The following is a 13,215-nucleotide window of genomic DNA, read 5'->3' as shown; positions in this document are numbered from 1 at the left end:
TGAATATCCAAAAAAAAGATGCCCGAGGGCATCTCTTCATTCAACACTTATAGCTATGGGCGGCAGCGAAGTACAACATCAATGTCCTGATTGTAATTACCGAAGCCGCTGCCAAACAAGGTCACGCCGCCGCAATTTTTGGCTGTCGCGCTGCACGATATACGGAAAAGAATTTCTTTTCCATAGGTTAATTGCAGGTCGTTAATCGTTGTATCTGATACACGAACGCCATCTATAAACGAACCTTCCTGATTCACCCGAATGGTTTTCATTAAACCGTAATGGATGTTTTTGTACCACCATTCCGGCGTGTAGACGCCCCGTACTCCACCAAAATCGCCTGGATATGTCCAGACCCCGATTGGGGCATCGTTAATGGTAAACATAATGTCCGAGGGATAATGATTAACGGCGCACGGCGTTTCGGAGCAGATCTCCATAGAGAGCTCCAGAGAATCCGGCTGCTCATTTGCAATCATGTAATTCGGAATCCGGTATTCTACATAGCCTGAACCAAACCAGAGAGCCTTGGCCGCCACATGCTCGGGATCGGCAAAATAACGAGGATCATCACACATTCCGATCATGCTTGTTTCTGACGCAAGTCCACAGGTTGGTTTGATTTCATAAGCCGAATAATGCCCAATCGGAATTGAAAAGGCGTATTTCTTGCGGGTATCAATAGCTGGCACGCCCTTGAAATGCAGCGTCGCCTGAGAAAGCTGAAGGTAACATAGCTTCTGCAGCCCTCTTTTGCCTGCTATCGTTTCGGAGCGAATAATGCCTGCTTCCTGGAGCCTTTGAATATGACGAGTCACGATTGGAGATTTTATAGCCAGCGCCTCGGACAAGCTTTTAATATTCATGGGCCCGCTTCCCAGAAGCTCAATGATTCTAACTCGTGTCGGCGATGAGAAGCACTCCAGAAATTGCATATTTTCAAGGTTGACTTCAATATTCATAGCAGCTTCCCTTCTCTATTTCCATATCTAATTCAGCTCATTATATAACTTCAAAGTTAACCTTTCAACCCTCCATTAAAGCTTGACACACCACAATACATTCACTAAAATGAAGCCGAATACTGTAATTTACGGCAATTAGATTACCCCAAAAGTTAATGATAGGAGGAGCAACATGAATAACTTTCAATTTCACAATCCCACACGCATCATTTTTGGAAAAGGCACCTCGGACAGCATTGGGGAATGGACAGCTAAATATGGCAAAACCGTTTTGCTCGTGTACGGCGGCGGCAGCATCAAAAGCAGCGGCCTGTATGACCGTGCACTAACGCAATTAGAAGCTGCAGGCGTCAAGGTTCATGAGCTGGCTGGCATCGAGCCCAACCCTCGCTTGACAACCGTTAAAAGAGGCATCGAGCTCTGCCGCGCGCAAGGCGTTGATTTTATACTTGCTATTGGCGGCGGAAGCGTTATCGACGCAGCCAAAGCGATTGCTGCAGGCGTTCCCTATAAGGGCGATGTCTGGGATTTCTTCACCAATCAAGCCAGAATACAAGAGGCTTTGCCGCTTGGCACCGTGTTGACCCTTGCGGCGACGGGCTCTGAAATGAACGGCAATACGGTTGTCTCCAACTGGGAGGAAAAGCTGAAACGCGGCGCGGGCAGCCCTCTTCTTAACCCGGTTTTCTCTATTCTTGATCCCGTTTTGACTTATAGCGTTCCCCGTAATCAGACCGTGTATGGCTCGGTAGACATCATGTCCCATGTGTTCGAGCAATATTTCAGCCTTACCCCGGATACTCCGCTTCAGGAGCGGCTCTGTGAATCCATCCTGCAAACCGTTATCGAAAATGTCGAGCTTGCACTGGACAATCCGGAGCATTATGAAGCAAGAGCGAACCTGATGTGGTGCGGCACGATGGCGCTTAACGGCGGCTTGATCAGCGTTGGCGTCCGAAATGACTGGGCATCGCACGGAATTGAGCACGAAATCAGCGCCATCTACGACATCCCGCATGGCGGCGGCTTGGCAGTTGTATTCCCTAACTGGATGAAATATGTGCACAAAGAGCGCATCGACCGTTTTGTTCAATACGCAGAACGGGTATGGGGGATTAAGACAGAAGGAAAAAGCCAAGAGGAAGCAGCGCTTGCCGGCATTCAGGCCACTCGCGAATTTTTCACTCGCATCGGCGCTGAAGCCCGCCTCGCCGACTTCGGCATTGGCTCCGATCAATTGGAGCGGATGGCCGAGGAAGCTGTTCGCTACGGCCCTATCGGCTCCTTTAAAGTATTGGCGAAAGACGATGTAAAGGCTATTTTGGAGCTGTCTCTGTAGTGCGATGCTTAACGCGGCCTACCCCCGCTGCAAATCCGATGATTGTGCAACGTCATATCAGGGTAATGTTTGTAGGACAAGACCTAACAAGGAGGATACGATGATGACAAAAGCATTAACGGAAAGCACTGTACTTAGCAATGGGGTAAAGATGCCATGGCTGGGGCTTGGCGTATTTAAAGTGACCGAGGAAGGCCTGGCGGAAAAAACGGTTAAAGCCGCAATAGATGCCGGCTATCGGCATATTGACACGGCGGCGGCTTATGGCAATGAAGAAGGCGTTGGCGCCGGCGTCAAAAACAGCGGCGTTCCCCGCGACGAATTGTTTATTACAACAAAGGTCTGGAACGCGGATCAGGGATATGAAACCTCCCTTGCCGCCTTTGAAAAAAGCCTGTCAAAGCTGGACATGGACTACGTCGATCTGCTGCTGATCCATTGGCCGGTCAAAGGCAAATATAAGGAAACCTGGCGTGCGCTGGAGGATATATATAAAAGCGGAAAAGCGAGAGCTGTAGGCGTCAGCAACTTCCAAATTCATCATTTGCAGGACTTGGCCGAAGGCAGTGGGCTTGTGCCAATGGTAAACCAGGTGGAATACCATCCGCTGCTGTCTCAGGTTGAGCTGCTTGCATATTGCAGGGCCAACGGCATTCAATTAACGGCATGGAGCCCATTGATGCAGGGCCATCTCGACATTCCGCTGCTGGCGGAAATCGGCAACAAATACGGCAAAACGCCGGCACAGGTCGTCTTGCGCTGGGACCTGCAAAACGGCGTTATTACGATTCCCAAATCGGTGACGCCGTCCCGTATAGCCGAAAATGCCGATATTTTCGACTTTGAGCTGTCGCGTGAGGACATGGAGAAGCTCTCCTCCCTCAACCAAAACCGCCGTTTCGGATCTGACCCCGACAATTTTAATTTCTGATCCAATATGGACAATAAAAAATTGCAGTTTCATGGTTCAACAGCTGTAGTTGCGGGAGCGACAGGACTTGTCGGCAGAAAGCTCGTCCAGCTTCTGCTTGATCATCCCGCCTACAGCCGCATTGTCGTCATTGTGCGGCGGGAACTCGGCATTGCCCATCCCAAGCTGGAGGAACGAATCATCTCTTTTGAGTCTCTGGGGGAGGAATTGGACGGGAAACTGCTGCAAGGCGCTGACGTCTTCTGCGCTCTTGGCACGACAATCAAGCAAGCCGGCAGCCAAGAGGCGTTCCGCCGAGTCGATTATACCTACCCGCTGGAGCTGGGACGCGCGGCACGCCGGTTTGGCGCATCATGCTTCATCCTGGTAACGGCAATGGGCTCCTCCGTTGCTTCGAGGTTTTTTTATAGCCGCGTCAAAGGCGAGCTTGAACGTGATTTGACCGCTCTCAAGCTGCCGCGTCTCGTTATTCTGCGCCCCTCCCTGCTGCTTGGCCACCGGACGGAAAGCAGGGCCGGCGAACGTGCGGCCATCCTTTTGTCGCGTCCGCTCGGCGCATTGATGATAGGGCCGCTTGCCCGTTACAAAGCCATTAAAGGCAGCGATGTTGCACTAGCCATGTTAAAGGCGGCGCGCATGGACGGATCTTCCTTGCAGGTGCTGGAATCCAACGCTATTGCCAAACTGGCGGCTGCTCCCTTGCAAGAGCCATTTTGAACAACTAGCTAAGTTCGCATTCACCACCTATTAAAATAGCAATAAGCCAAGATGGCTGATGCAAACGCATCGGCCATTTTGGTTTTTCAAAGGTATTTTTAGTTGAATAAAGATGAGTGATTACTCACTTGACAATACTCCCATGAAGATTTAAGCTGTTTTTATAAGTGAGTGATCACTCACTTTTATGATTATGGAGGTGCTGCAATGAGTCAATCCGAATCCATATCGCTTTGCCTTCAGGCGCACAAGATTTGCAGAAGTATTGGAGCTCGTGAAATTATTAGCGATGTATCGCTAAACATCAACAAACAGGAAATTTTCGGATTTTTAGGTCCTTCGGGCTCAGGTAAAACCACGCTTATCAAAATACTGGCCGGCATCGACAAAGCAACCAGCGGCGAAATCACGCTGCTGGGCACAGCACTTCCGCATCTGTCCATGATGAAAAAAATCGGGTATATGGCACAATCGGACGCTCTATACCATGATTTGACCGCCAAGGAAAACCTGGACTTTTTTGGCTCGTTGTTTGGCTTAAAGGGACAACATTTTATGCGCAGGCAGCGGGAGGTTCTGGAGCTGGTAGGCCTCGAGAGCCATGCCAAAAAAATGGTGCAGGCTTATTCCGGAGGCATGAAGCGCCGGTTGTCGCTGGCAATTGCACTTATACACGAGCCCGAGGTATTGATTCTGGATGAACCAACCGTCGGCATAGACCCGTCGCTGCGGCTTATGATTTGGAACGAGCTTTATCGGCTTTGCCGGAGCGGTGTTACCATTTTGTTGACTACGCATGTGATGGATGAAGCCGAAAAATGCCATCGGTTAGGCATGATTCTGGATGGGCGGCTTATTGCAACGGGAACGCCAGAGGAGCTTAAGCAAACCGCGCGAGGAACTACGATGGAAGAAGCCTTTCTTTATTACGGAGGGATTCGCAAATGAGGATGATGTCGCTTTTCATTCGTATTATCCGGCAATTTCTGCATGACAAAAGAACGCTTGCCCTGCTTATTCTGGCGCCGATTCTGGTTCTGACGCTGCTTTACCTCGTTTTTAACGGAGAGGACTATACGCCAAAAATCGGTACGGCCGGTTTACCTGCTCCCGTTGAGCAGCGGCTTGCCGAAGGAAAGGCCGGCATAACCTCCTTTTCTTCCCTTCAGGATGCCGTGGAAGCGCTGAAGGCTGGAAGCATCGACGCTTATGTCTTCATTGAAGAAGGCAAACCAATAGTCAAGCTGGAAGGCAGCGACCCTTCCAAAAGCAAAGCGGTCCTGCTTTTTATCGGCAATACGCTTGGCCATACTTCAGAGCCGACGAGTTCTGGAGCTTCGGAGTCCCCTTTAGTCGAACCGGGGAATCTCCCCCAGCCGATTGTGCAGTATTTGCACGGAGGCCCGGATATGACCACTTTTGATAATTTGGGCTCTGTTTTTATCGGGGTATTTACGTTTTTTTATGTTTTCCTCATTGCCGGCGTGTCCTTTTTGAAGGAGCGCACAAGCGGAACGCTGGAACGGCTGCTGGCAACTCCGCTGCGACGCCATGAAATCGTCATTGGCTATATGCTGGGCTTTGGTTTGTTTACGGGAATCCAGAGCCTGGTTATCGCCGCTTTCTCCATCCATGTGCTTGGTTTGATGCTTGTTGGCTCCATCTGGTACGTGCTGCTGATTACGGTGCTTATTTCGGCAACCGCGCTTAGCTTTGGCATTTTGCTCTCCTCGTTCGCCGGAAGCGAATTTCAATTAATGCAGTTTATCCCGCTTGTGATTGTCCCGCAAGTCTTTTTCTCCGGCTTGTTCAACCTGGAATCGATGTCGCCCTGGATTAGCTGGCTTTCCCATATTATGCCGTTAGCCTATGGAGCAGATGCTCTGAAAAGCGTGATGATCAAAGGAGAAGGCTGGAGCAGCATCGCCTTCGATGTTTACGTGCTTGCGGGATTATGCATTGTGTTTATGTCCGCAAATATCATTGCGTTGCGCAAGCATCGGGCATTATAGTAATCTGATAGTAGCAATTGACAGATGGAGGAACACGATTGGAGGAAATGTGGCATTTATGTCGGAGCAAAATGAAAAATGGCTGAAAGAGCTTATGATGCTTGCAGAAGGATCGGATAACATAAAAACGGAAAAGCAAGCACGCATCGTGGAAGCCGCCATTGAAATTTTTAGCGAAAAAGGGTTTGCCGCAGCCTCCACCAGCGAAATTGCGCAAAAGGCGGGCGTAGCGGAAGGCACCATTTTCAGACACTACAAAACAAAAAAGGATTTGCTCATATCTATTGCAGGACCAATTGCCGTTAAAATGGCCGCTCCCTTTCTTATGCGAGAATTTGCATCCAAAATTTTGGATTTGCCCCATGAGCAATTTCGGGATTTGCTGCGGACCATCGCTAAAGACCGGCTTCAATTCGTCCGCGACCACTTCAAGCTATTGCGCATTCTCATCCATGAAATTCCGTTTCAGCCGGAGCTTCTGGAGCAGACAAAAGCTTTGTTTAAGGAGATCGTGCTGAAACGGATGGAAGAGATCATCATCCATTTTCAGAAAAAGGGCCAAGTCATTGAAGCCCCGCCTTGGCGAATATTGCGTACGACAGCGAGCATATTTATCGGGATGGTGGGAACACGCCTGCTGCTTATGCCGGATGAGGACATTGACGAGGATGAAGAGATTGAACGAACTCTTGACTTGATTATGTACGGTTTATCCCCGAAGCCAAAGGAAGAACAGCCCCGCTCAACTTAACTGGAGCAGGGCTTTTTGGCATGGAGTTATTCGGCATTAACCTCTTTTGTTTTCTTAAATTCCGTTGGCGCGACGCCGCTCCATTTGCGGAACTGCTTCGAGAAAAATAGCGGATCGTTAAAGCCGACCGATGCTGCCGTCTGAGCGACAGTCAAACCGTTCATGAGCAGCGATTCGGCTTTTTTCATCCGTACTTTATTCAAATATTGCATAGGAGACAGGCCCGTTGTTTCCTTAAAAAGCTTGGTCAAATGGGCGCGATGATACCCAAGCGCCTTGGCGATTTCGCTCACCGAGGTATGCTGCCCGTATTGGTAGGACAACATCGAAATGGCCTGCTGCAAGCCGGGAAAAGCCCGCGAATGCAGCTCTCCCGCTTCCACGTTGCTGTCTCTTTTGTCTAACGGCGCTCCTGCGTCGGAGGTTATTGCAAGCTGTCCCAGCTTATGCAGCATAATTCTGAGCCATCCCGAAGCCTCCACGCTGCGAAGCCCCGCGCTGCCTCCCTCCGGCTTCTCCAGGCTGCCTCTCAGCTTGCGGAACAAATCCTTCATTTCCGCCAGTTCGCACCCTCTGACAACGCCGGCATCCGGGGTAATGCCGATCCGGCTTAACATGTCGGCGCTTGCTCCTCCCGAAAAAGCGACCCACATATATGTCCAGGGCTGCTGCTTGTCCGCTTCATATCTTGCCAGCACTTCAGGGAAAATGATAAAGCAGTCTCCTGCTTTCAAGCGATGCCTTTCACCCAGCGTTTCAAAAACGCCGCCGCCCTCCAGCACAATATGAATGAGATAGTAATCATGAACCGCAGGTCCGATGATATGCCCGCCTCGGGGCTCTCCCTCTCCGCAAAACAAAACCGACATTTCATCGCGGAACGGCGATGAATTGACGGCAATGGAAATCATGTGGTGATCGCTCATAAATCCCCCTCCTTTCCCCGGCACTACCTGCTCTATTTTATACTGTGAGACGACATTTATCCATATAGTTCTGCTTTCCTTCCATATGAAAAGAAAGCGTATAACCTTATACTAAGGCTGTAAAGAATGACTTTTTCGAGAAGCCAGCTTATCCAAACCAGGAGGTTTTTTCAATGTCCAAAATTACATTTATCGGAGCGGGCAGCACGGTCTTCGCCAAAAATATTTTGGGGGACGTTATGCAAACCCCGGCGCTTCAAGGATTTGAGATTGCATTGTTCGATATCGATGGGGAGCGCTTGCGGGATTCGGAGCAAATGCTGCTCAATTTGAAGCAAACAAGCGGCAGCACCTGCGTTGTGAAAGCCTATAACGACCGCAAGGAGGCGTTGAGGGGAGCACGCTATATCGTCAATGCCATTCAGGTAGGCGGATATGATCCTTGTACCATTACCGATTTTGAAATTCCGAAAAAATACGGCTTGCGCCAAACTATAGGCGATACAGTAGGCATCGGAGGCATATTCCGTAATTTGCGAACCATCCCGGTGATGCTGGATTTTGCCGCCGATATCCGGGAGGTATGTCCCGATGCTTTGTTTCTCAACTACACCAATCCAATGGCCGTGCTGACAAATGTCATGATCACGCATGGGGGAATAAATACAGTTGGCCTGTGCCATAGCGTTCAAGTGTGCGTACCTCATTTGTTCGACCATCTAGGCATGGACCCTGAAGGCGTCAAATGGCATATCGCCGGCATTAACCATATGGCATGGCTGCTTGAGGTAAGCAAGGACGGAGTTGATTTATACCCTGAAATCAAACGTCGCGCCGCCGAAAAGCAAAAGGAAAGCCATCATGACATGGTTCGTTTCGAGCTGATGCAGAAATTCGGCTATTACATTACGGAGTCTTCCGAGCATAATGCGGAATACCATCCTTATTTTATCAAAAGAAACTATCCCGAGCTGATTGAACGCTTCAATATTCCGCTGGATGAATACCCGCGACGCTGCATTAATCAAATCGAGGACTGGAAAAAGATGCGCGACTCGCTGGTGCTGGACAAAAATCTGGAGCATTGCCGGAGTCATGAATATGCGTCCTACATCCTTGAAGCCATGGAAAGCGATGTGCCGTACCGCATTGGCGGAAACGTGATGAATACGGGCCTTATTCCAAATCTGCCGCGCGAAGCCTGCGTCGAGGTTCCATGCCTCGTTGACCGGAATGGCGTCACGCCAACCTATGTAGGAAATTTGCCGCCTCAGCTTGCTGCATTAAATCGCACCAACATTAACACCCAGCTTTTGACGATCGAGGCCGCAATAACCGGCAAAAAGGAGCATATTTACCACGCTGCAATGCTGGACCCGCACACCTCCGCGGAATTATCCATGGACGATATCATCGCTATGTGCGACGACTTGATTGAAGCCCACGGCAGCTGGCTTCCTGCCTTTAAATAAGCTGAAGGCTTCGCAACAAAATACCCGCCAAAAGCATTTCTGCTTTGGCGGGTTCCTATTATTTATTTTCAGACGGCCTACTGATTTTGGCCATTTCATCGACCTCAGAAAGCGGAATATCCAGCATGTCGGCTATATCATCCTCCTGAAAACCTTTGTTCAGCAGTTTTTGTACCATATCAGCTTTTCCGAGCATCAAGCCTTTTTCGACGCCTTTCTCCATTCCCTGCTGCAAGCCTTCCTCTAGTCCTTCCTCGTATCCCCAACGCTTCCATGCTGGCATCAGCTCCAACAGCTCCGCCTCCTCCTCGCCAAATTCCTCCGCCAAAAGGTCCAGCAGCTGCCGGTCCTCAGCTTTATCCGGTTTAAAATACAAGTCGCCTACTGACATAACAAGCTGCAGGCGAGCCTCGTCCAATTGATTTCGCAGCTTCAGCAGCATCCGCAAATAATGAAGCCGCATCTCGCGTTTTTCTTTTTTATTATACCCCATTTTCGCCAGCAATGCAGCAGCGACAGGATTAGCAGAATCTACGAAACGCCGCCAGCTAAGACGGCGAAGCTCAATTTTAAAAAAGTGAAACCTCAAAATTTCATGATCGCCCGCTATGGATACCAGCTTATCCGGCTCCTCCGAACCTTCATCCGCTGTAAAAATCGCAATCGGAATAATGAGCTTATGCTGAGTGCGATGTCTTTCAAAGAGCCGGCTGTAATAAATAAACATGCGTTCATGAAACTGGGGATCTCTGTATGATTGCGGCTCCAAATGGACAAGGACAAATGCGCTGCTATCTGCGCTTTTTGTCTCCAACAGCAAATCAAGACTTCGCGACTGTTCGCCGACAATATCCACCAGCAGCTCCTGCATTAAAAAGCGGGCATGTCCAAAGTCCAATAAGGACATAAGCTGAGGAAAAAACAGCTCGATAAACTCCTTAAAAAAGACCTCCAGCAATTTTTTAAACGCTTCGTCATGACTGACCTCGCTACGCAACTGTTCCTCCTGATCCTGAATAGCCTTCACCGCCTTTCATCCCGTTATCTTCCCTTTCCATCTTTCAATTTGCCGACACAAAAAAAGCACACGACTACTGGCGCAATGCGCCTGTTGTCGTGTGCTTCACGATTTGTTTCATATATCAAGATTATAATGGCTTGTTTGCCGGACTGCAAGAACGGCTACTTGCCCGATGCTGCCTCCGAAGTAACGGCAGGCCATAACCCTCCGCCGGGCAATGGGCAGCTTTTCGACTTCAGCTTTGCGGCAACCCGCACATAACAGCCGCAAGCGGAGCACGTTTCGCCATCCAGCAAACGCGGACAGCTGCGGCATACCTGAAGGCGGGCATTGTATTCGTCATCGCTTACGCATACATCGGACCGGCTGAATATGGGAGCGGCCAGCATGCGGTCAATGTCTGAGCTGCTAACCTGATAGTTGCTTCCGCAGCCCTTGCACTCGTCCCGATAACCATTATGCCTCTCCATCCGCCAATCCTCTCCTTCTCTTGCCATCTCATTGATCCTAACCATTTTGTTCCGCTCAAAAAGCCTTCTACTTCAGCTCAAGCACTGTAACCGACATCGGGGAAAGCTTCACCTTCAGTGTTGTTCCTTCCACCTTAAACGCTGTAAATGCGGAAGGCTTCACTTTATCAGGCTGCTGGAACGTATTGTGGGCATCCATCTCGGCTGCTGTCAATTCCGTTCCCGATACCTCAACGTTTTGCTCTGTCAAGCCGCGCAGCTCGATTTCCACCTCGGCATCCTTAGCCGTATCCACGTTGCACAAGCTGATGTGAATAACGCCGTCTCCGTTTTTCGACGCGCTTGCAGAAACTTGAGGAATGCTTTCATTTCCATACGTATAATTGCCCGTATTCAAATGCAATGCCAAACGCTCCGCGTCCTGATGTACTTTAAACATGCCAAATACATGGTACGTAGGCGTCAGCAGCATCTTATCGCCCTCCGTCAAAATAACGGATTGAAGCACATTGACGATTTGAGCAATATTGGTCATCCGCACACGGTCATTGTGGTTATGGAAAATATGGAAGTTCAATGCCGCAACCAGCGCATCCCTTATTGTGTTTTGCTGGTACAAGAAGCCGGGGTTTGTGCCTGGCTCAACATCAAACCAGTTGCCCCACTCGTCAACGACCAGACCCACTCGCTTCGCAGGATCGTACTTGTCCATAATCGCGGAGTGGCGCGTCAGCAATTCCTCCATAAATAACGTTTTACGAAGCGTTACGATCCACTCTTCCTCCGTAAATTGCGTAGCATTTCCTTTTTTCTCCCAGGTTCCGGGAACTGTGTAATAGTGGAGAGACAATGAATGCATATGATTATGCGCCTCGCGCATCAGCACCTCGGTCCAGCGGTAATCGTCCACGTTTGGTCCGCAAGCAATTTTGTGAATCACGTTGCCGCTGTAATTACGGACGTAGGTTTGATAACGACGATATTCATCCGCATAATATTCAGGACGCATATGTCCGCCGCAGCCCCAGTTTTCGTTCCCGACTCCGAAATATGTCAGCTTCCACGGCTTCTCCCGGCCATTGGCGCGACGAAGCTCGGCCATCGGCGAAACGCCGTCAAAGGTCATATATTCAACCCACTCCGCCATTTCCTGAACAGTGCCGCTGCCCACGTTGCCGCAAATGATCGGTTCGCATTCAAGCAGCTCGCAAAGCTGCATAAATTCATGCGTGCCAAAATGGTTATTTTCGACAACGCCGCCCCAATGCGTATTAATCATCCGTTTGCGGTTTTCGCGCGGACCGATGCCATCCTTCCAGTGATACTCATCGGCAAAACAGCCGCCAGGCCAGCGGAGCGCAGGAATAGAAATAGCTTTAAGCGCTTCCACAACATCGTTGCGGATACCGGCTGTATTAGGAATCGGCGAATCCTCGCCCACCCAGAAGCCTTCGTAAATACATCTGCCCAGATGCTCGGAAAAATGGGAATAAATATTGCGGTCGATTTTGCCAAGCGTTTGATCACCTTGAATAACAACCTTGCTGCTCATTCCATCGCCTCTTCTCCAGTATTAGGATGTCCATGCTCATGGAATAATGATTTTGTTAATCCACAAACATATTCGTTAATCCTATTCCTATCATAAAGGCAAACGAGCGATTTATCAATTCCTTTTCTCAATTTGCAGCCATTTCAAAAAAAGCTGGATATGATCATCCCAATACGTCCAGGTGTGGCCTCCCGGTCCCTCGTCATAGCTTAAATCAAGACCTCTTTCAACACATTTATCTCTAAACAACACATTTCCTTCATACAAAAAATCTTCGGTGCCGCAGCTTTGATATAGCCGGGGTACTTCCGCGCCTGTAAGCTTTGCCTGATCCACAAGCGCCAGCAGGTCATCGGCCGAGCCTTTTACGTCCTTATCGCAAAAAATAAGCTGGAAGGCGCGGCCAATCGGTGAAGCCTTCTCCGTGTTATTAACAAGGCCAGCGATATCCAGCGCACCGGAAAAGCTCCCTGCCGCCGCAAACATCTCGGGACGTCTAAGCGCCCACTTAAACGCGCCGTAGCCCCCCATGGACAAGCCAGCAACATAGTTGTCTTCTCTGGCGTGAGACAGCGGGAAAAACGACCGCGCCAACGCCGGCAGCTCCTCTGACAAAAAGGTCCAGTACGCTCCCCCGTACTCCATATCCGTATAAAAGCTGGTATGCGCATTTGGCATAACAACTGCGATGCCGCTTTCCGCCACGTAACGCTCCACCGATGTCCGGCGCGACCAAATGGTATCGTCATCAGAGAAGCCATGCAGCAAATAAAGCGTTCTGTGCTTGTTTCCTCCGCTTACGCTGCTCATGCCGATCTGCGAGCTCGTTTGCTGGGGCAAAATAACCGTCATGGATGTACTGATGCCTAATGTCTCCGAAAAAAAGTCGCATTGAATACGAGCCATCTTTTCATCTCCTGTCAATGTAGATAATCTTTAGAATCTTCATCAAAAATGTACCATGATTTTATGGAAAACTGCAAAAGGATAGGCGTTGCCTTTTGTAAAGAGTATAATCAAAATGGAAAATTCAAATTATTGGAATACTGGAGGCTGATC

13 protein-coding genes are annotated in these 13,215 nt (G+C 49.5%); 7 read left to right on the top strand and 6 right to left on the bottom strand.

Annotated elements, in window-relative coordinates:
- Positions 1-53 precede the first annotated feature (53 nt).
- On the bottom strand, positions 54-935 hold the full coding sequence (locus A7K91_RS05960) for an ArsR/SmtB family transcription factor (RefSeq protein ID WP_245697285.1): 882 nt from the start codon (positions 933-935) through the stop codon (positions 54-56).
- A gap of 202 nt (positions 936-1,137) precedes the next feature.
- Here A7K91_RS05960 and A7K91_RS05955 point away from each other — a divergent pair, with 202 nt between their 5' ends.
- From A7K91_RS05955 to A7K91_RS05930, 6 genes are all read left to right on the top strand, one after another.
- Entirely contained in the window at positions 1,138-2,304 is a 1,167-nt protein-coding gene (locus A7K91_RS05955) for an iron-containing alcohol dehydrogenase (protein WP_068680694.1), read from the top strand.
- 103 nt (positions 2,305-2,407) lie between these two features.
- Positions 2,408-3,235: an aldo/keto reductase gene (locus A7K91_RS05950; protein ID WP_068680692.1), complete on the top strand. Its 828-nt coding sequence runs from the start codon at positions 2,408-2,410 to the stop codon at positions 3,233-3,235.
- Between the two features lie 21 nt (positions 3,236-3,256).
- Positions 3,257-3,952 (top strand): Rossmann-fold NAD(P)-binding domain-containing protein, encoded by a 696-nt coding sequence (locus A7K91_RS05945; RefSeq protein ID WP_245697277.1) that lies wholly within the window; start codon positions 3,257-3,259, stop codon positions 3,950-3,952.
- Between the two features lie 207 nt (positions 3,953-4,159).
- Positions 4,160-4,900, top strand: a complete 741-nt coding sequence (locus A7K91_RS05940) for an ABC transporter ATP-binding protein (protein WP_068680688.1) — start codon at positions 4,160-4,162, stop codon at positions 4,898-4,900.
- A gap of 17 nt (positions 4,901-4,917) precedes the next feature.
- Positions 4,918-5,964, top strand: coding sequence for an ABC transporter permease (locus A7K91_RS05935; RefSeq protein WP_245697283.1), 1,047 nt, complete (start codon positions 4,918-4,920; stop codon positions 5,962-5,964).
- Between the two features lie 58 nt (positions 5,965-6,022).
- The gene (locus A7K91_RS05930) at positions 6,023-6,715 is read left to right on the top strand and encodes a TetR/AcrR family transcriptional regulator (RefSeq protein ID WP_068680685.1); all 693 of its coding nucleotides are present in this window, start codon (positions 6,023-6,025) and stop codon (positions 6,713-6,715) included.
- 26 nt (positions 6,716-6,741) lie between these two features.
- Here A7K91_RS05930 and A7K91_RS05925 read toward each other — a convergent pair whose 3' ends face one another.
- Complete coding sequence (locus A7K91_RS05925) at positions 6,742-7,641, bottom strand: AraC family transcriptional regulator (protein ID WP_068680683.1); 900 nt, start codon at positions 7,639-7,641, stop codon at positions 6,742-6,744.
- 173 nt (positions 7,642-7,814) lie between these two features.
- On the opposite strand from A7K91_RS05925, the gene melA reads away from it, so the two are divergent.
- Positions 7,815-9,113 carry an alpha-glucosidase/alpha-galactosidase gene (gene melA / locus A7K91_RS05920; protein WP_068680681.1) on the top strand — a complete coding sequence of 433 codons (1,299 nt, stop codon included), beginning with the start codon at positions 7,815-7,817 and terminating at the stop codon, positions 9,111-9,113.
- Between the two features lie 58 nt (positions 9,114-9,171).
- Here the strand turns inward: melA and A7K91_RS05915 are convergent, their stop codons facing one another.
- From A7K91_RS05915 to A7K91_RS05900, 4 genes are all read right to left on the bottom strand, one after another.
- The gene (locus A7K91_RS05915; RefSeq protein WP_082967265.1) at positions 9,172-10,140 is read right to left on the bottom strand and encodes an Rpn family recombination-promoting nuclease/putative transposase; all 969 of its coding nucleotides are present in this window, start codon (positions 10,138-10,140) and stop codon (positions 9,172-9,174) included.
- A gap of 155 nt (positions 10,141-10,295) precedes the next feature.
- Positions 10,296-10,631 (bottom strand): DUF6171 family protein, encoded by a 336-nt coding sequence (locus tag A7K91_RS05910; RefSeq protein WP_245697275.1) that lies wholly within the window; start codon positions 10,629-10,631, stop codon positions 10,296-10,298.
- A gap of 40 nt (positions 10,632-10,671) precedes the next feature.
- Positions 10,672-12,156 (bottom strand): alpha-N-arabinofuranosidase, encoded by a 1,485-nt coding sequence (locus tag A7K91_RS05905; protein WP_068680678.1) that lies wholly within the window; start codon positions 12,154-12,156, stop codon positions 10,672-10,674.
- Positions 12,157-12,270: 114 nt separating this feature from the next.
- Positions 12,271-13,062 (bottom strand): alpha/beta hydrolase, encoded by a 792-nt coding sequence (locus A7K91_RS05900; RefSeq protein ID WP_068680676.1) that lies wholly within the window; start codon positions 13,060-13,062, stop codon positions 12,271-12,273.
- Between the last annotated feature and the right edge of the window lie 153 nt (positions 13,063-13,215).

Source organism: Paenibacillus oryzae (assembly GCF_001675045.1).
In the GTDB taxonomy this organism is placed as follows: Bacteria; Bacillota; Bacilli; order Paenibacillales; family Paenibacillaceae; genus Pristimantibacillus; species Pristimantibacillus oryzae.
This window is presented reverse-complemented; position numbering and strand designations above follow the sequence as displayed.